The organism is Moraxella sp. K23, assembly GCF_041154765.1.
Classification (GTDB): Bacteria; Pseudomonadota; Gammaproteobacteria; order Pseudomonadales; family Moraxellaceae; genus Faucicola; species Faucicola tetraodonis.
On record NZ_AP031595.1, the window covers coordinates 868,019 to 887,691 of the forward strand.

Genomic DNA, 19,673 nt, shown 5'->3' on the forward strand with positions numbered 1-19,673 from the left:
AGGCGCCCGTTGCTACATTCTTCTAAAATAAGTTTAACAAACTAGGCATGATATACAGGTTAAAATTTGAGGAATTACTTATGGCACAATCAATGCTACCGAGTCATATCAAACAACTGGTCGATAAAAAAAACTACGTCATCGCCATCAAAACCCACGCCCAAGAGCAGGGGATTAGCCTAGATGAGGCAAAACAACAAATTGATGCGTATGAAAATCAAGTGTTAGCGGCAAACAGTCAAACGCCGCCTACTGCCCATCGTGCGCCATCAGTAGAGACTAAAGAACAAGGCTTTAGCACATTGACACAAGGATTAGATAATCATCTTGAGCAAGAAAATATCACCCTACCGTTATTGCCAAGATGGGTGAAACGCGTGAGTGTGATTATCTTGGTCATCCTGATAATAGGTTGGTTGTTTTATCGATTGTTTAAATAATTAATTGCTCAAATAATTGTGGGTTTAGATGATAAGCGCTGCAATAAAAAAAGCGTATGACGATTCAATACGCTTTTTTAATGAAATGCTTGTGTTGTTGGACTACAATCAATTACCAATTTGCATATATTTTTGGAAGTTTTCGGCATAATCATCGATATTATCCGACAGCATACGCTCAAAATTCTTAGTGAAATGTTCGATAATATCTTGCTTTTCTTTGGCATAATCAGCGCCTTTGACAAAGCCCGTTGCCGCTGTCCATGCGCTAAAACGCGCGACCGCATACAGCATGGAGGCATTGATTTTACCTGCGTGTATATCATCGGTGCGAAGGGTATTGGCAAGCTGAATAAACTCATCAGCGCGCTCATAAAACGCATTCATTTCTTCGGTGATTTGGTTGGTGTTTTCGCTCATAATTTTTCTCTACAATTTTCTACCATCAATAAAACGTTAAAAAGGTGCGTAAAACGCACCCTACAAATCTTGTACTACGTCAATAAAATTATAAACCTGCGTCTGCTCTAAGTAGTGCTGCACGGTCAGTACGCTCCCAAGTAAAAGCGGTTTCAGTGCCTTGGCGACCAAAGTGACCATAGCTCGCCGTTTGCTCATACATGGGCTGGAGTAGGTTAAGCATACGCGTGATGCCATACGGACGTAAATCAAAATGCTGGCGAATAAAATCGACAATCTTGTCATCGCTGATTTTGCCCGTGCCAAAAGTGTTGACAGAAATAGAGGTTGGCTCTGCTACACCGATGGCATAACTTACTTGAATTTCACAGCGCTCCGCCAGTCCTGCCGCTACGATATTTTTGGCAACATAACGCCCTGCATAAGCTGCACTGCGGTCAACTTTTGATGGATCTTTACCTGAGAACGCACCGCCGCCGTGACGCGCCATGCCGCCATACGTGTCTACGATGATTTTACGACCCGTCAAACCTGCATCGCCCACAGGACCACCAATCACAAATAACCCTGTTGGGTTGATATGATACTTCGTGTCCTTATGCAGCATCGCGGCTGGGATGACAGGCTTAATGATTTCTTCCATAACCGCTTCATGCAAGTCTTTTTGCGAGATACTGGGATCGTGTTGGGTTGATAGTACCAGCGCATCAATAAACGCAGGTTTATCGCCATCATAGCGTACAGTGACTTGCGCTTTGGCATCGGGACGCAGCCAAGCTAATGTGCCGTCTTTACGCAATTGAGCTTGCTTTTCCATCAAACGATGGGAAAACTGAATAGGGGCAGGCATCAACACATCCGTTTCATGGGTGGCATAACCAAACATCAAACCTTGGTCACCGGCACCTTGCTCTTCAGGGCGCGAGCGGTCAACGCCTTGGGCGATTTCTGGGGATTGTTTGCCAAGCATATTGATAACCGCACAGGTGGCGCCATCAAAGCCCAATTCTGAGCTATTGTAGCCAACGCGCAGGACGGTATCACGCACGATTTTTTCAAAATCAACATTGGCGGTGGTAGAGATTTCGCCCGCCAGCACTACGCCGCCTGTTTTGGTCAAGGTTTCGCACGCCACACGCGCATGGATGTCTTGCTCAAGGATGGCGTCAAGGATAGCATCAGAGATTTGGTCAGCGAGTTTGTCTGGGTGACCTTCACTGACAGATTCAGAGGTAAATAGTTGATATTCACGCATTTAATTTTCTCATTACATCAAGGGTGATAGAAAATTAATCGCTTTGCAAACCTATCTCTATTTTACATTTTAAAACGAGAACAAAGCAAAAATAGAAAGTCACGGACTGCGATACAGCACGAGCAAGTTTGCAAAATGATTAACGAAAAAATGATTAATATGACTAATAGCAAAATGACTCATACAAGTCACTGCCGCTAAAGTGGAAAAAGTCAGGGGATATTATAAGGGATTTTGCCAAATTAACCTAATGCTTTTAAATGCCTAACTGGAATAGGCTAATGGGGTAATTTTAACAAGTTTGATGATAGGTGGTTTGTTAATGGGTGGTCTTTTTTGATAAACCCAATCACTGATACAATATTTCGCGTTATTTTGCTTTAACTTCTCACCCATCAACCCCATTATTTACCCATCTGTGACTACGATAAAGACAATAAAATGCGACCACCTCAATCTTCCCGCTCCGAACGTGAACTTAGCCAACTTGCCCGCCAAATCCAAGATGACGCCCAAATTACCGGTGTCAATGCCAGTGGCACCCAAATCTCAAGTAAACCCTTTGAGATGGTGACCGAATTTGAACCCTCAGGCGACCAACCGCAAGCGATTGCCAAATTGGTTGATGGCATTGAGCGCGGCATGCACGGTCAGCTGCTTTTGGGGGTGACAGGCTCAGGTAAAACCTACACCATGGCAAAAGTGATTTCCCAATGCCAGCGTCCCACCATTATCATGGCACACAACAAAACCCTTGCCGCTCAGCTATATGGCGAGTTTAAGGCGTTCTTTCCGCACAATGCTGTGGAGTATTTTGTCAGTTATTACGACTATTATCAGCCTGAAGCGTATGTACCTGCTAGCGATACCTTTATCGAAAAGGACAGCGCCATCAACGACCATATCGACCAAATGCGACTGTCCGCCACGCGTGCGCTACTCGAACGTCGTGATGCCATTATCATTGCATCAGTGTCTTGTATCTATGGTTTGGGTGACCCAGAAAGTTACCTAAAAATGCTCCTCCACATCGTGGTGGGCGACAAAATCGACCGCACTGCCATGCTCAAACGCTTGGTGGAGCTGCAATATACCCGTAACGAGCTTGACTTTGGGCGAGGTACTTACCGTTTGCGTGGTGAAGTGCTTGATGTTTACCCGGCTGAGTCTGAACAGCTTGCGGTGCGTATCAGTATGTTTGATGATGAAGTGGAAAAAATCACTTGGTTTGACCCGTTGACAGGCAAGAACGTGCGCAGTGTGCCACGCATTACCATCTATCCAAAATCACACTACGTCACCCCACGAGACAAGTTAGAAAGAGCCAGTGGCACTATTAAAGCCGAGCTTGAACAACGCCTTGAGTATTTTCGAGCGCATGACAAACTGATTGAAGCCCAGCGTATCAAAGAACGCACCACTTATGATTTGGAAATGATTCAACAGCTTGGCTACTGTAACGGCATTGAGAACTATTCGCGCCATTTATCGGGACGTCCTGCGGGTGAAGCACCGCCGACGTTGTTTGACTATATTCCGCCCGACGCCTTGCTATTTATTGATGAAAGCCATGTAACCGTGCCACAAGTCGGCGCGATGTACAAAGGCGATAGAAGTCGTAAAGAAACCTTGGTCAATTATGGCTTTCGCCTGCCATCTGCAATGGATAACCGCCCGCTGATGTTTGAAGAATGGGAGCGTATTACCCCTGCGACCATTTTTGTGTCAGCCACCCCTGCCCAATACGAGCTTGAGCATAGCGAGCAGGTCGTTGAGCAAGTGGTACGTCCGACAGGTCTAGTTGATCCACAGCTTGAGATTCGTCCTGTCTTGACCCAAGTTGATGATGTGCTATCGGAAATCAACATTCGTAAAGCCAAAGATGAGCGAGTGCTGATTACCACGCTCACCAAACGCATGGCAGAAGATTTGACCGGTTATCTAAAAGAGTACAACATCAAAGTCGCTTATTTGCACTCGGATATCGACACGGTGGAGCGGATGAAAATCATCCATGAACTGCGTACAGGCGTGCATGATGTGCTGGTTGGTATCAACCTGTTGCGTGAAGGTTTGGATATGCCTGAGGTGAGCCTGGTGGCGATTTTTGATGCGGATAAAGAAGGCTTTTTACGTTCGGAGCGTTCGCTCATTCAGACCATCGGTCGTGCCGCGCGTCATGTCAATGGTAAGGCGATTTTGTACGCTGACAGCATTACCCCAAGTATGCAAAAGGCGATGGAAGAAACCGAGCGTCGCCGTGCCAAACAGATGGCGTATAACGAAGAACATGGCATCACGCCGACATCCGCTCGCCGTCAGATTACCGATAAAATCGACACCGGCGAGGCAGAAGCCCCGAATGATAACCAAGCGATTGCGGTCACCCATGCGTTCCCCGATGTGGATATTTCGATTTTGCGTTCGCCTGATTTGCTGGCCAAAGAGATTGCACGGTTAGAAAAAGAGATGAAAGCCTTGTCGCGTGATTTGAAGTTTGAGGAAGCGGCAAAAGTGCGCGATAAAGTAGTAAGTTTACGGGAGTTTGTGTTGCAATGATGATGGACAATGGGTGCTAAATTAGCGGTTCTACCCCAAGAAAAGTATCAGCTTTTCTTGGGGCAAGTTTAAGCTGTCATCCAACTTTTTACATTAAACATCATCATTTTCCTTACTAAGTTTTTGTTTTAACGGACTAACGAAATAAAAAATCCCTACCATAAACACACTAATCAATACCGCAATCTCTAGCCGCCCCATCGCCACTGCCACGCCCACACAGCCTGCCGCCCAAATCGCTGCCGCCGTTGAGGTGCCTTCAATACGGTCATCTTTTTGTAAAATCGCGCCGCCTCCCACAAAACCAATGCCAGTAATAATTCCGCCTAGCACTTCCCCCATTAGACTATCATCATCGCCATTTAATTCAAAACCCAACAAGGTAAAACAGCAACTTGCCAAACTCACCAAAGGAAAAGTGCGTAGCCCGATACTTTGTCGGCTGCTCTCACGGTTAAACCCAACCGGCAATACCAACCCAAACGCAAGCGCCATTTGAACGGTATGCGCTAACATGACGTCCCAATCAAAATCAAATAAACTCTCTAACATCCCTATCATGACACCACCAAATTTAACGATCGTAACAAAACATTATCACAATTAGCAGACAGTTTCGTTGCGCAAGGGTTATCAGAATCTATCCACTTGTGCTAAATAGACTGCAATTTTAGCAAGTTAGCACAGATTTTAAAATCCGCTGTTGAACTATGGCATAATAACCGCACATTGATACATTATGAGTAAAAAAAAGAGTTCACCATGACCAACGTCACCGAAACCAACCAAACCGAAAACCCACAGTTATTAAACACCGAAATGCCCGATGTACCCATCAATATACCCACGCCAGACCCCAGTTTAAATAGTCACCAATTAAATAATAATCAACCGCAAAAAATCTATCTAAAAGACTACACGCCGCCGGTCTTTAGCGTCAATCACATTGACCTTAACATTGAGTTGTTTGATAGCGCTGATAAAAAGCAGGCAACCGTCACCGCCAATCTTGACATGACAAGAAACACGGCAGGCGATTTGGTACTCTTTGGACGAGAATTACAACTTGAATCAGTTACCTTAAACGGCAAAACTTTAAGCGAAAGCGACTACCAACTAGACCAAGAAAGCCTAACGATTGTTAACGCGCCAGACACCTGTCAGATTACCACCGTCGTCACCATCGTGCCGCAAACCAATACCAGTCTAGAAGGCTTATACCAAGCAGGGGAAGGGGCGGACAAAATGTTCTGTACCCAGTGTGAGCCAGAAGGGTTTCGTAAAATCACCTTTTATCCAGACCGTCCCGATGTGCTTGCTACCTTCACCACACGCATTGAAGCAGATAAAACTTACCCAACGCTGCTTGCCAATGGTAATTTAATCGACCAAGGGGAGCTTGCGGGCGACCGTCATTTTGCGGTGTGGCAAGACCCCACCAAAAAACCGAGTTATCTATTCGCTTGCGTGATGGCAGATTTGGACGTATTGACCGACCATTACACCACTAGCGAAGGGCGTGAGGTGCTGCTTGAATTATACGCCAAGCATGAAAACATCGAGCAGTGCCATGTCGGCATGCAAGCGTTAAAAGACTCAATGAAATGGGACGAAGACAACTACGGACGGGCGTATGACCTTGACCGCTATATGATTGTGGCGGTGAGCCAGTTTAATATGGGCGCGATGGAAAACAAGGGATTAAATATCTTTAATACCGCTTGCGTACTATCTAGCCCAGAGACCACCACCGATCGCCGTAACTTTAATGTCAAAGCGGTAATTGCCCATGAATACTTCCATAACTGGACGGGCAACCGCATTACCTGCCGTGACTGGTTTCAGCTGTGCCTAAAAGAAGGCTTTACCGTGTTTCGTGACCAGTCTTTTTCCGAAAGTCTGCATTCCCCTGCGGTACAGCGGATTGATGATGTGGCAACATTGCGAGCGGCGCAGTTTCCTGAAGACGCTAGCCCATTGGCGCACCCGCCACGCCCTGACCATTTTGTCGAGATTAATAATTTCTACACTGCCACAGTGTACGAGAAAGGCGCAGAAATCGTGCGCATGATTGCCAATACGCTTGGCAAAGAAAAATTCCGCCAAGGCACGGACGAATATTTTCGCCGTTATGACGGGCAAGCGGTAACGGTAGAAGATTTGTTATCTGCACTGAGCATTGCAGACCCAAGTATTGAAACATTTATTGATTGGTACACCCAGCCAGGTACACCGACGTTATCAGGGCATTTTGAAAAAACAGCTGACAAGCTTATCTTGACGCTAAGCCAACACACGCGCCAAGTGGCAGGCTATCCTGCACCAAAACCTTTGCCGATTCCTATCAAAATGGCGATTTTTAACCGTGCCACTGGACAACTGGTAAAAGAAGATTTGGTGTTACTGCGCGATGACAGTCAGACCTTTAACTTTGATGGTTTGTTTACCACAGCGGATTTTGACCCTGTGGTGTCATTGCTTCGTGATTTTTCCGCGCCTGTTCAGCTCAATTTTGAGTATAGCAATGATGATTTGGCGTTTTTGATGCAATATGAGACCAATGGCTTTAACCGTTGGCAAGCGGCACAGTTGTTGGTCAATCGTATTTTATTGCAAAATGCCGATACCGATGCCTATATCACGGCATTAAAAGCCAGTCTGCCAGCGCTATCAGAAACCGATCCCATGCTAGCGGCGCGGTTACTAGATATGCCAAGCGAGCGAGAGCTGGGCAGTGCGATTCAAACCGACTATGACCCTAGCCAAGTTCGTGCCCGTCATCAAGCGGTCAAAAAAGCTGTGGCGGTAGAGCTTAAAGACATTTGGCAAAGTGCGTATGCCAAACTGCCGATTACCACGTATGAAGATACAGCCGAAGCCATGGGCGTGCGGGCATGGCGAAATGTGGTGCTGGATATGGCGTTATTGGCAGGCGTGAGTGATGCCAAACACTGGGCGATGACCCAATACCAACAAGCGTCTTGTATGACTGAGTGTTTAGGCGCGTTAAATGCGGCGGTGGCGCATGGCTTGCCCCAAAAAGCCGAATGGCTTGCCGATTTTTACCAACGCTTTCATCATGATGCATTGGTGATGGATTTATGGTTTGGCGTCCAAGCCAATGACAGTCAGGCGAGCGTTGCCGATATTTTTGCGTTAACCTCACACCAAGACTTTGATATCAATACCCCAAACCGGGTGCGTGCGGTGCTCGGCGGATTGCTTGCGCAGCCTACCAAAATTTGGACACAGCAGGGCGTTGAGCAGTATTTGAGCATGATGCAAGATTTGGATAAACGTAACCCACTATTGGCGTCACGTTTGATTCAAGGTTTATCAAATTGGAATGCCTTGGTAGCAGACAAAAAGTCAATAGTTAAACAGGCTTTGATATTAAGCCAAGCTAATATGTCGTCCAAAAATGTGAAGGAAACCTTGCAAAGTATGCTCAATAATCTTTAAAATGCAAGCTTAAACGCTGAAAGCCGTGTCAATAAAATCAAGGGGTAACGCAAAATGTCACAATCTGACCGACAACAGATTATATTTTGCTTTATCCTAGCGAGTACCGCGCTTGCGGTAGCAATGGGAATCGGACGATTTGCCTTTACACCGATTTTGCCTTTGATGATACAAGAAGGCACGGTGCATCTTGCGCAAACGGCGTGGTTATCAAGTAGCAACTATATTGGCTATTTGGTCGGGGCACTGTCACTGCTTAAAAGTAAGCGACATCCGCTTTTTGTCGTCTTAGGTCTTACCTTAGTGACGCTCACCACTTGGCTGGCTTCGCTAAGCAGCTTTGACTGGTTACTGGTGTTACGCTTTTTGGCGGGTGTGGCAAGCGCTTGGGTGCTGGTATCTATCAGTGCGTTTGCAATCAATTGGTTAAAATCAAGACAGGTAGCCAGCAGTGGCTTGATTTATACGGGTGTGGGTATTGGTATCACCCTCACAGGATTGATTTGTAGCTATTTTATTTTTCAATCAGCGACGGTGACTATCGCGGCTCAGTCATCATTGAGTCCATTATCGAGTCGATTATGGCAGTATCTAGGCGTGATTGCACTGCTCGCCACTCTGCTTGTCACCTTTCTGCTGGCGAAAATCAACTCGCAGTTTGCCTCAACAGCTGCTGCCAAAGCCAACCCTACCGAAGCCACCCCTACCAAAGCCACAAATACCAATCCTACCTCTTCTAGCATACCCCCACCTGCCAAGCTAAAATTAGCGAATGTATTAACCGCCTACGGCTTATTTGGGTTTGGCTATATTTTACCTGCGACTTTTTTGCCACAAATCGCCAAGCAATGGTTATCGGGTCAAAGTTATTTGCTGATTTGGCCGTTTTTTGGGTTGGCGGCGGCTTTGTCGGTAGTATTGTCGCAGGGGTTACAACACCGTTATAACAATTTTTCTTTGCTCGGCGTTTGGCGAGTGTCGCAAATTATCATGGCGGTTGGTACGTTATTGCCTGCGGTTTGGCAGTCGTTGGCAGGTTTGATGTTGTCAGCGCTGATGGTGGGCGGCACTTTTATGGTGGTGACGATGGCAGGGCTACAAGTGGCAGCAAGCCAAGTCACGCACTACCCTAAATACAATTTAAGTGCGCTGATGACCGCAAGTTTTGCCTTTGGGCAGCTTATCGGACCCTTAACCGCGCTAGTTGCAACAGGCAACAATATTTGGCTGGCGTTGTTACCCGTCTCAGCTATTGTTTTGCTTATTGGGGTGGCGCTACTTTGGCGACCGTATCAACATCAACAATCCTCAAGTCATGTTTAAATCACTTTTAACGGGGCAACCATGAGTAATCAAACTGTGAGTAATCAAACCATTGAGCTTTTACAAAATCATCGGGTGTATCGAGAATTTGACAGTAGCGCGAGTGTGCCAGATTCGCAATTAAATGACATCATCAAATGCGCCCAGCAAGCGCCAAGTTGGCAAAACGGACAGCACTACAGCATTATCAACATCAGTGATAAAGCGTTACGTCAAAAAATCGTCGATTTGCAACCGCGTAACCCACAAATAGCCCAATGTAGTGTGTTTTTGGTATTTGTGATGGATGGCTATCGCTCCTATTTGAGCAGTCAAGCATATGACGGCAGCTTTGAGGGTTTTAAGGATAGTGATACATTGATTACGCTGGCTACCGATACGGCATTGGCGGCACAAAATGCCACGGTGGCGGCAGAGAGTTTGGGTTATGCCACTTGTCCGATTGGCGGTTTGCGTATGATTGCCAATGACTTAATCGAACTGCTTCAGCTACCAAAATATACCTATCCCATTTTTGGCTTATGTATCGGTAAACCTAGCGTGGAAATGCGCCTAAAACCGCGTTTGCCAAAATCTGCGGTGTATTTTGAAAACCAATACAATACTGAAAACTTGCCACAAATGCTCGCCGATTACGAGCAAACCATTTTGGCGTTTAATGAAGCGCGTGAGCGTAAGCCATACCGTCAAAAATTTGCCGATTACTATAGTCAACCGTATGTCGCTGCTGCAGAAGATTGGCTCAAAGCGCAGGGTTTTTTGACAAAACAAAAATAACGTGTAAAATTCGCGCAGTTGACAGATGAGAGCAAAATTATGGCAAATTCGCAAAGACGACCCACCCATCAAAATACCGGCAATGATAGCGGCTGGTTCCCAAAATGGCAGCCTTACGATGGGCATTTAGATCATCATCCTGTCCGTATCCACGAGTATTTACCTGCTGATAAAAGTGTGCTACTTGGGCTGCAACATGCGTTTGCGATGTTTGGGGCAACGGTGCTTGCGCCGTTATTGATGGGATTTGATGCTAACCTTGCGATTTTGATGGCGGGGCTCAGTACGGTGCTGTTTTTCTTTTTGACGGGTGGGCGAGTACCCAGTTATTTAGGGTCAAGTTTTGCGTTTATCGCGCCCGTGATTACCGCGACGGCTTATACAGGCTCAGGCTTTAATGGTAATTTATCCGTGGCGCTCGGTGGTATTTTTGTCTGTGGTATTTTTTATGCCATGGTCGGATTACTGGTGATGAAAACAGGGGTTAGCTGGATTGAGAAACTCATGCCGCCTGTGGTAACCGGTGCGATTGTGATGATTATCGGGCTAAATTTGGCGCCAGTGACTATCAAAGGCGTATCGGGAAATCAGTTTGATAGTTGGGTTGCGTTGATGACGGTGCTGTGTATCAGTGCGGTCGCTGTGTTTAGCCGCGGTATGCTACGTCGTTTGTTGCTACTGATTGGATTGCTATTGGCGTATATGGCATATTTTGTGCTCACCAATGTGCTTGGGTATGGCAAGCCGATTGATTTTACCCCAGTTGCCCAAGCAGCTTGGGTTGGATTACCGAATTTTTATCATCCGACATTTGATATCAACGCAATAATTTTGATTGCCCCGGTTGCCTTTATTTTAATCGCCGAAAATTTAGGACATATCAAAGCGGTAGAAGCCATGACAGGACAAGCGGTATCGCCCTATATGGGACGGGCGTTTTTCGCTGATGGTCTATGTACGGCGATGTCATCGAGTATGGGCGGTACGGGCGTGACAACCTATGCGGAAAATATCGGCGTGATGGCAGTGACCAAAGTGTATTCGACTACGGTTTTTGTGGTGGCAGGCTTGATTGCTGTGCTACTGGGGCTGTCACCAAAATTTGGCGCGCTTATTCATACCATCCCAGCGCCGTTACTGGGCGGTGCTTCGATCGTGGTGTTTGGGCTTATCACGGTAGCAGGGGTCAAAATTTGGCTGGATAATCACATTGATTTTAGCAAAAATGCTAATTTAATCATTGCTGCGGTGACCGTCATTATGGGGGCTGGCGATTTTAGCTTACATATTGGACAATTTAATTTGGGTGGTATCGGTACGGCGACAGTGGTCGCCATCGTGTTAAATTTACTGTTTAGCCGCAGTGAAAAAGCCAAATTGACGGTTTTAAAATAAGCTAAAAAACGCGCTACTTTGGATAGGGCGTTGTTGCTTGATAAGCTGTTTGATAAGCTGTTTAAGTTGTTTGCCAAAAAGAATATGTCACCAAAAATGGACGAAAAAGGATGTCGCATGAGCGAAAACAATGTAGCAAAACCCAAAGGATTGAGTGCAACCAGTTATTTGTTTGTACCCGCCATCAATATTGAGCGGGTGGAAAAAGCCTTTGCCCGTGGCGCAGATACGGTGATAATTGACTTAGAAGATGCGGTCAGTGATAGTGTCAAAAGGCAGTCGCGTGACAATGTGGTCAATTATCTAAGCGGTGCCGATGCCCAGCCTGTTTGGGTGCGTATCAATGCCGCAAGTAGTAACCACCAAGCGGGCGATATTGATTTGCTCAAATCTTTGCCAGCGTCTGCAATGAACAACGTGATTGGGGTAGTGCTACCCAAAGTCGAGCACGCCCTAGAGATTGACCGCGTCCGTCATGCGCTCGCCAAACCCATGATTGCCTTGATTGAGACACCCAAAGGCATGGCAAATATACCCGACATCGCCGCTGCGGCAGGCTTGACTGCGCTCAGTTTTGGTTTTTTGGATATCTGTGAAAAATTGGGCGTGCGCGCAGACAGCGAGGCTGGGCAGATGGTTGCCAACCAAATCCGTTATCAGCTAAGCTTGCATAGTGCTATCAATGCGCTCACCCCACCGATTGAATGCGTGTACCCGCCTTTTAATGACGATGACGGTTTGACCCAGCGGGTCAACGGGTGGCGCGATTTGGGTTTTTCAGGGATGCTATGTATTCATCCAAACCAAGTCGCTATTGTCAATGCACTGGCTAGACCCAGCCAAGCACAGCTTGCCTTTGCCAAAAAAGTGGTGGATCATTATGCACAGACAGGACTTGCTGCATTTGCCATGGATGGACAGATGGTGGATACTCCGGTAATTGTGCAAGCGCAAAAGCTGATTGAAAAATACCAACCCTAAGGCTAATCAAACCCTAACCCAACTTATAACAACATAAACCATAACAAGGAAAATCATGACAACACTTAGTGAGCATAGTAATAGTAAACCCATCCTAGAGACGATACTCAATCATCGCTCGATTCGCAAATTCACCAACCAGCCAATAGATGCAGCAACGTTTGAGCAGCTCATCGAAGCGGGGATGGCAGGCTCATCATCGGGATTTTTGCAGTCAGCAAGCATCATTCGAGTCACAGATGCAAAGCGGCGCTATGACATCCGCCGTATTTGCGCCGATGCCCAGCAAGCCAAAGACGGGGAAAAATACGGTCATCCCTATGTAGAGCAGTGTGCCGAGCTACTAATTTTTTGTATGGACAACCACCGCCATCAAACCCTTGTACCCAATGCGCAAATTGATTGGACTGAAGTCACCATTGTGGGTGCGGTTGACGCAGCCATTATGGCGCAAAATCTGCTACTAGCGGCTGAGAGCATAGGATTGGGTGGTGTGTATTTGGGCAGTATCCGCAATGACATCAGACGGATGGGCGACATACTCAAACTGCCACAAGGCGTGGTGCCGCTATTTGGCATGGCATTGGGTTATCCTGACCAAAACCCTGCCATGCGTCCACGTTTGCCAAAGGCATTGGTAGTTTCCACCAACCAATATGAACCCGCTGACAAATCCGCATTAGACCAGTATAACCAAACCGTTGCAGATTATTATGCGGCGCGTGGGCAAGCAGGGTCAGATTGGGTGCAAACCATTGAAAGTTATTTGGACAAACCCGTCCGTCCCGAGGTGCTGCCTTATCTTAACCAACAAGGCTATGCCAAAAAATAACCCAAAGTTTAATCAACAAACTCACCTAAAAAAAATTCTGTAAAAAACTCGATTTAAAAAAAAATCACGTAAAAAAAGGACGCCTAAGCGTCCTTTTTGATGAGCGAAAAAGTCTTATTTTAATAAATTTTTTAAGTTTTTGGCTTGCTGTGCTGCATTACCTGTATAAGTGGCAGGGGTCAAATCAGCCAAACGTTGACGCTCAGTTTCTGGTACCGCTGCCAGTTCATCACCATTGACGAAGTTGACCATCATCTCACGAGTCATGGCTTGACCGCGGGTCAAGGCTTTTAGTTTCTCATAAGGTTTTTCAACATTGTAGCGACGCATCACGGTTTGGATTGGCTCAGCCAATACTTCTTGTGCAAGTTCTAGGTCTTCATTGAGACGACTAGCGTTAAGCTCTAATTTGCCAATACCTTTTAAGCAGGCGTCAAAGGCAATCAAACTTTGAGCAAAACCTACCCCCATATTGCGAAGGACTGTCGAGTCGGTCAAGTCGCGCTGCATACGAGAAATCGGCAGTTTTTCACCCAAATGCGCGAGCATGGCATTAGCAATACCTAGATTACCTTCTGAGTTTTCAAAGTCGATTGGGTTGACTTTGTGTGGCATGGTGGATGAGCCCACTTCGCCATCTTTGAGTTTTTGTTTGAAATAACCCAAGGAGATATAGGTCCATACATCGCGGTTAAAATCAATCAAAATGGTATTGTAACGGCGCAGCGCGTCAAACAATTCGGCGATATAGTCGTGTGGCTCAATTTGGGTGGTATACGGATTAAAGGTCAACCCAAGGCTAGTGACAAAGTGCTCGGCATTTTTTGCCCAGTCAATCTGTGGATAGGCTGACAGGTGGGCGTTGTAGTTACCCACTGCACCATTGATTTTACCTAGCAATTCTACGTTATTAAATTGCTTGAGTTGGCGATGCAGGCGGTACGCCACGTTTGCCATTTCTTTACCCAAAGTCGTTGGGCTCGCGGTTTGCCCATGCGTGCGTGAGAGCATGGGTTGGTCGGCATGGGTTTCGGCGAGTGCGGCAATCTCATCAATGATTTTTTGCATCGATTGCGCCAGTACGTCACGACCAGATTTTAACATCAATGCGTGTGATAAGTTATTGATATCTTCAGAGGTACAGGCAAAATGGATAAATTCACCCGCGTCTTTTAGCGCATCGATGTCGGCAATTTTTTCTTTTAAAAAGTATTCAACGGCTTTGACATCATGGTTGGTGGTGCGTTCGATGTCTTTGATACGCATCGCGTCTGCTTCGCTAAAATTGGCTACAATCGCGTCTAAGCGCTCATTGGTCGCTGCCGAAAAAGGCTGAATTTCATGAATATCTGCATGATTGGCAAGGGTCTGCAACCAGCGCACTTCCACCGTCACACGGGCATGAATCAAGCCAAATTCTGACAGGTAAGGACGTAAACTATCCACTTTACTGGCATAGCGACCATCAATAGGTGAAAGAGCGGTCAAAGTATTCATCAAATAATCCTAATTGGTTAAATAAAGGGTTAATGTAAAAGTGCCTGCATTATAGCAAACTATGACAACGTGGACTACCGCTAGCGTTGCTTGGCAAACAGTACAAGCCCAATAATCACCAACGCAATCCCCACAAAACTTAAGCCTGATGGCATGGGCGTGTGCAGCAGCAACATACCGCCTAACAACGCAAAAATAATTTCACTGCCTTGTGTGGCATCGACGGCGGCCAGTTGTTGTGGCTGTTTGGCAAGACTACGGGCATGTAAAAAAGTGGTCGTACCTAGCACACCTGCCATCAAGGCAACCAAAAAACTAATGGTCATTTGTGAGACACTGGGCGCGGGCGGTTGTACCATGATGCCTAATACCAACCATATTGGCAATGACCCTAGCGACATCAGCCAGACTTTATGCAAGGGATTTGATAGCAGCGGGGAAGTCACTTGCGGTACTTTTTGTAGCAATTTGCTCGTTTCATTGTTCGCTGCCTTGCTTATTGCATCGGTAGGATGGGTAGAGTGCCCTTTGGGTTGTGCTGCTTGCCAAATCAATTGATTACCTAAGGGAAAACAAAAACTGGCAATAAAGGCAGGCAGCGCACCAAATAGCAACAAAGCATGCCAATCAGTGCCTTGGCTCGTGCTATGCCTTAACCCTTCACCCACATTGGCAAGTACCACACCGATAAATACAATCACCGAATACACAATGACTTTTTTTTGAAATGATTGCCCAAAAAAACTCAGCACCACCAAGCTTGCCACCACAGTGAATAAATAGGTTGCGGCAATCACCCACGCTTGCGCATAATCTGCCGCAAACGCCAGCAGTCCATATGTGCCAAGCCCAATACCGCCCGTCACACACCAAAACTGCCAATGACTGGCAAATAGTTTACATAGCGCTATCAGCTTGGACGGATTCAATTTGTTTTGCAGCAAAATAAAAACCGATAACAACAGCCACATAAAAAAACAGCGAAAACTTGCTGACCAAAACCAATGTCCGCCTTGTACACTCATCAATTGATACAGTACAAACGACGTGCTAAAAAAAGCCGACGCAATCAGCCCCCAAACAATCATTTTTCCCATTGGCTTGATATTTCCCTAAGTTGTATTCTAACGATTTGACAGCGGCTATTTGGCAGTGGCTATTTGGCAGCGGCTATTTGCCTTTGGCATCTGCCCAAATGATTTTATGCAGTTGCAGTTGAAAACGCACTGGCAGCGCATCGGCAAGTATCCATTCTGCCAAGTCAGTGGCAAGGGTAGGTATATTGGTTTGACGTTCTTCCACATTAAACATCGGAGAAAACCATACCGTCGCGACTTTTTTATCCAGTTGGTAGTCTGCGAGGATTTGTTTTGACCAGTCATAATCGTCGCGATTCATAATGACAAATTTGATTTGGTCATGGGCAGTTAAGTAGGGGAGGTTTTGCCACAGATTTTTATCGGCTTCTTGAGAGCTTGGGGTTTTGATATCCATGACCTTAGAGACTGCCGTTGGCACCTCTGCCACGGACAGCGCGCCCGAAGTTTCAAGCGAAATCTCGTAGCCATGCGCCAGTAGCAAGTTCATCAAAGCGATTGCATTGGGCTGGGCTAAAGGTTCGCCACCTGTCAAACAAATACGCTGGCACGGAAAACTCTGACACACTGCCAAAATCCCTGCCAAACTCATGCGCTCGCCGCCGACAAAGGCATATTCGGTATCACAATACACGCAGCGCAGCGGGCAGCCAGTCAAGCGAATAAAAATCGTCGGTAATCCTGCGGTCAAGGCTTCACCTTGCAGCGAGTAAAAAATCTCAGTGACTTTAAGTCCTGCTTCGGGGTCAGTGGTGGGAATGGCGGTATTGCGGATGGGTAGCGTTGAATTTGGCATAAATGTGATTAACTAATAAAAATTAGCGTTTATTTTATCAAATTTATGCCAATAAATCTTTGTGTTCAGCGGTTAAAGCAATTTCATTTCGGTTAACACGTCCACTGCAGCACGATAGGCTTCTTGAGCCGCTGGTGCACCGCAATAAGGTAGACTATGCAGTAGCACTTCTTGAATTTCTGCTACACTTGCGCCGTTATTAATCGCCCCGCGAATATGCCCTTTTAGTTCTGTTGGGGATTTTTGCGCGATTAAAAAGGCGAGGGTGACTAGTGAGCGGGTTTTGCGGTCTATTCCTTTGCCATCAGTGCCGTCGCGTTGCCATGTTGAGCCCCACGCGTGTTCATTAATCCAGTCTTGTAGTGGTGCAGTAAATTCGGTGACTTGTGACATGGCACGCTCCACATGCGCTTCGCCCATGACTTGTTTGCGTACCGCAATGCCGTTGTCATACGCGGTGTTTTGTTGTGATGACATACTGTTTCCTTTAATAAAGGCTATAAAGATAAGCGTTATAAAATTTGCTGAAGGCTATAAAAAAAGCAAACCATGGCTGATTTGCTTTAAATAATTTACGGTTATCTTGACTAAAAATCTAGTCCATTCTGAGCAAATCGTTGATGGAGGTTTTAGAGCGGGTTTGCGCGTCCACTTTTTTCACGATTACCGCACAGTACAAGCTATGCGAGCCATCTTTGCTTGGCAAACTGCCCGACACGACCACCGACCCTGCAGGAATACGGCCGTAACTGATTTTGCCCGTTTCGCGGTCTAGGATTTTGGTTGATTGACCGATATACACGCCCATCGAAATCACCGAGCCTTCCTCAACAATCACACCTTCAACGATTTCTGAGCGCGCACCGATAAAGCAGTTGTCTTCAATGATGGTGGGGTTGGCTTGTAGTGGCTCAAGGACGCCGCCAATGCCGACACCGCCTGATAGATGAACGTTTTTACCGATTTGGGCGCATGAACCCACCGTTGCCCACGTATCGACCATTGTGCCTTCATCGACATAGGCGCCGATATTGACGTAAGATGGCATTAAGATAGCGCCTTTGGCAATGTATGAGCCTTTACGCGCGACGGCAGGTGGCACCACGCGCACACCCGCTTTGGCAAATTGTTCATCGCCCCAATCTGAAAATTTGGTTTCGACTTTATCAAAGAATTGCAGGTCACGACCGCCATTCATGATGCGGTTGTCATTCAGACGAAAGGATAATAATACCGCTTTTTTCACCCATTGGTTGACGATCCATTCACCGTCTTTTTTCTCTGCCACACGCAAGGTACCTGCATCGAGCTGGGCGAGCACTTCATTGACGGCGGCACGCACATCGTCGGTGGCGTCATTGGGGTTGAAGTTGGCACGGTTTTCAAACGCATCTTCAATAATCTGTTGTAATGACATAATTTTTTCCTACAATCCAAAAAAAGGTAGGTCATTGTCGCTAATTTTATTTTGTTTGGCAAATATTAATACGTCATTTTGGCAAGTTTTCATAAGTAGACAGCTTTGAGGTATTGTAAAATCACAGCACGTATTAAAAAGCATGGGTTAAATAGCCGTCATTAAATGAATCAGCGCAGGGCCAAAAAACACCATAAACAACCCTGCCAATACCATCGTCAAACTGGCAATCACGCCTTCGCTTTCATGGCGCTGACTGGCTCTTGCGGTACCAAAACCATGTGATGCATTACCAAATGCCACGCCGTGGGCAAGATGAAAACGAATTTTTGACCATGCCAGTACCATATCGCCAATCACCATGCCGACCACCCCAGTAATTAAAGTAAATAGCGACACGAGCGCCGCTGAACCATGAATCTGCTGCGCCAAATCAATCGCAAATGGGGTAGAAATTGACCGTGCCATCAAACTGTAGGTGAGGGTGGCATCAAATTTAAACACGCTAGCAAACACCATGATGCTAGCAATACCCACCAACATGCCCACCACAATCGACACCGCAAGCACGACAGCATAGCGGTAAATCAATTGACGATACTGATAAATCGGTATGGCAAATGCCACGGTGGCAGGGCCTAACAACTCAACAATCCAAGCAGTATCGGCAAAATAGGTTTGGTAAGAAATCCCAAGCACAATCATCAAAATAATCGTTACCGTCGCCACTGTGATGGCAGGATTGAGCCAAAATTTTGGGAAACGGGCATAGACCCGCTTTGCTAAAACATACGCCAAGATAGTCCAGATTAAACAGCCGATAGAGATAATATTCATAGTAAATTACGATTGGTATGATTAATGATTAATGATTAATGATTAATGATGTGTATGGTGTGTACGGCGATACCACGCGCGCTTAACACGATTGCCTAGCATAAAAGTGATGGCAGAGCTCAGCATCACCAGTGCCGTACTCACGACAATGGTAATCATCAGCTGCCAACCTTTAGCAAAAAATAACTGCTGATATTGGGTAATCGACATCATCAGCGGAATAAATAACAGCACCAACTCGCCCAAGATAAACTTCGCGCCGATATTGACCCAGTTGGGTTTAATTACCCCAGTTAATAGCAATCCCAGCATCAAAAACAGCCCTACAATGCCAGATGACATAGGGAGGTTGAATAACTTTTTGAGGATGTCAGCTGAGCCCCATACCACACCAATGAGGGTGATTTGCAGTAAAATTTTGACCAGAGGCTGTTGTAACATAGGGTCTATTCTATGTGATAGCAGTTTATGGGGCACCAGTTTATGGGGGAAAATCTGCTGAAAAGTTGAAAGATTCATAGCGCGTTTCATGGTAAAAAAGTCATCAATAATTAAGGTATCTAGTATAAAAAACCCATTAACAAA

General features: G+C 46.1%; 18 protein-coding genes. 8 read left to right on the forward strand and 10 right to left on the reverse strand.

Annotated elements, in window-relative coordinates; translation table 11 throughout:
* Window positions 1–80: 80 nt before the first annotated feature.
* Complete coding sequence (locus ACAM37_RS03825) at window positions 81–440, forward strand: hypothetical protein (protein WP_369626615.1); 360 nt, start codon at window positions 81–83, stop codon at window positions 438–440.
* A 108-nt stretch (window positions 441–548) separates the two neighbouring features.
* Here ACAM37_RS03825 and ACAM37_RS03830 read toward each other — a convergent pair whose 3' ends face one another.
* Together ACAM37_RS03830 and metK are read right to left on the reverse strand one after the other, a co-directional pair.
* The gene (locus ACAM37_RS03830) at window positions 549–860 is read right to left on the reverse strand and encodes a DUF3144 domain-containing protein (RefSeq protein WP_065263831.1); all 312 of its coding nucleotides are present in this window, start codon (window positions 858–860) and stop codon (window positions 549–551) included.
* A gap of 88 nt (window positions 861–948) precedes the next feature.
* Entirely contained in the window at window positions 949–2,115 is a 1,167-nt protein-coding gene (metK, locus tag ACAM37_RS03835) for a methionine adenosyltransferase (RefSeq protein WP_007115720.1), read from the reverse strand.
* Window positions 2,116–2,556: 441 nt separating this feature from the next.
* Between metK and uvrB the strand changes: the two genes are divergently transcribed.
* Complete coding sequence (gene uvrB, locus ACAM37_RS03840; RefSeq protein ID WP_369626616.1) at window positions 2,557–4,674, forward strand: excinuclease ABC subunit UvrB; 2,118 nt, start codon at window positions 2,557–2,559, stop codon at window positions 4,672–4,674.
* Between the two features lie 93 nt (window positions 4,675–4,767).
* Here uvrB and ACAM37_RS03845 read toward each other — a convergent pair whose 3' ends face one another.
* A complete protein-coding gene (locus tag ACAM37_RS03845) occupies window positions 4,768–5,235 on the reverse strand; it encodes an MgtC/SapB family protein (RefSeq protein ID WP_072092957.1) in 468 nt (155 codons plus the stop codon).
* 201 nt (window positions 5,236–5,436) lie between these two features.
* Here ACAM37_RS03845 and pepN point away from each other — a divergent pair, with 201 nt between their 5' ends.
* The 6 genes from pepN to nfsA all read left to right on the forward strand — a co-directional run bounded on the left by pepN (window position 5,437) and on the right by nfsA (window position 13,444).
* Window positions 5,437–8,136 carry an aminopeptidase N gene (gene pepN / locus ACAM37_RS03850; protein WP_472826328.1) on the forward strand — a complete coding sequence of 900 codons (2,700 nt, stop codon included), beginning with the start codon at window positions 5,437–5,439 and terminating at the stop codon, window positions 8,134–8,136.
* A 54-nt stretch (window positions 8,137–8,190) separates the two neighbouring features.
* Window positions 8,191–9,459: a YbfB/YjiJ family MFS transporter gene (locus tag ACAM37_RS03855; RefSeq protein WP_369626617.1), complete on the forward strand. Its 1,269-nt coding sequence runs from the start codon at window positions 8,191–8,193 to the stop codon at window positions 9,457–9,459.
* 21 nt (window positions 9,460–9,480) lie between these two features.
* On the forward strand, window positions 9,481–10,236 hold the full coding sequence (locus tag ACAM37_RS03860; RefSeq protein WP_099834131.1) for a nitroreductase family protein: 756 nt from the start codon (window positions 9,481–9,483) through the stop codon (window positions 10,234–10,236).
* 39 nt (window positions 10,237–10,275) lie between these two features.
* Entirely contained in the window at window positions 10,276–11,631 is a 1,356-nt protein-coding gene (locus tag ACAM37_RS03865; RefSeq protein WP_099834130.1) for a solute carrier family 23 protein, read from the forward strand.
* Window positions 11,632–11,748: 117 nt separating this feature from the next.
* Window positions 11,749–12,612: an HpcH/HpaI aldolase/citrate lyase family protein gene (locus ACAM37_RS03870; RefSeq protein WP_369626618.1), complete on the forward strand. Its 864-nt coding sequence runs from the start codon at window positions 11,749–11,751 to the stop codon at window positions 12,610–12,612.
* A 55-nt stretch (window positions 12,613–12,667) separates the two neighbouring features.
* A complete protein-coding gene (gene nfsA / locus ACAM37_RS03875) occupies window positions 12,668–13,444 on the forward strand; it encodes an oxygen-insensitive NADPH nitroreductase (protein WP_369626619.1) in 777 nt (258 codons plus the stop codon).
* Between the two features lie 114 nt (window positions 13,445–13,558).
* Here nfsA and purB read toward each other — a convergent pair whose 3' ends face one another.
* From purB to ACAM37_RS03910, 7 genes are all read right to left on the reverse strand, one after another.
* Window positions 13,559–14,941: an adenylosuccinate lyase gene (gene purB, locus ACAM37_RS03880; protein WP_369626620.1), complete on the reverse strand. Its 1,383-nt coding sequence runs from the start codon at window positions 14,939–14,941 to the stop codon at window positions 13,559–13,561.
* A gap of 80 nt (window positions 14,942–15,021) precedes the next feature.
* Window positions 15,022–16,038, reverse strand: coding sequence for a multidrug resistance efflux transporter family protein (locus tag ACAM37_RS03885; protein WP_284034189.1), 1,017 nt, complete (start codon window positions 16,036–16,038; stop codon window positions 15,022–15,024).
* 73 nt (window positions 16,039–16,111) lie between these two features.
* Window positions 16,112–16,834, reverse strand: a complete 723-nt coding sequence (gene queE / locus ACAM37_RS03890) for a 7-carboxy-7-deazaguanine synthase QueE (protein WP_135888972.1) — start codon at window positions 16,832–16,834, stop codon at window positions 16,112–16,114.
* Window positions 16,835–16,906: 72 nt separating this feature from the next.
* Window positions 16,907–17,311 carry a carboxymuconolactone decarboxylase family protein gene (locus ACAM37_RS03895; RefSeq protein WP_060995450.1) on the reverse strand — a complete coding sequence of 135 codons (405 nt, stop codon included), beginning with the start codon at window positions 17,309–17,311 and terminating at the stop codon, window positions 16,907–16,909.
* Between the two features lie 118 nt (window positions 17,312–17,429).
* On the reverse strand, window positions 17,430–18,251 hold the full coding sequence (dapD, locus tag ACAM37_RS03900; RefSeq protein WP_369626621.1) for a 2,3,4,5-tetrahydropyridine-2,6-dicarboxylate N-succinyltransferase: 822 nt from the start codon (window positions 18,249–18,251) through the stop codon (window positions 17,430–17,432).
* 147 nt (window positions 18,252–18,398) lie between these two features.
* Window positions 18,399–19,088, reverse strand: a complete 690-nt coding sequence (locus tag ACAM37_RS03905; RefSeq protein ID WP_050325538.1) for an LrgB family protein — start codon at window positions 19,086–19,088, stop codon at window positions 18,399–18,401.
* Window positions 19,089–19,130: 42 nt separating this feature from the next.
* Entirely contained in the window at window positions 19,131–19,529 is a 399-nt protein-coding gene (locus ACAM37_RS03910; protein ID WP_369626622.1) for a CidA/LrgA family protein, read from the reverse strand.
* Between the last annotated feature and the right edge of the window lie 144 nt (window positions 19,530–19,673).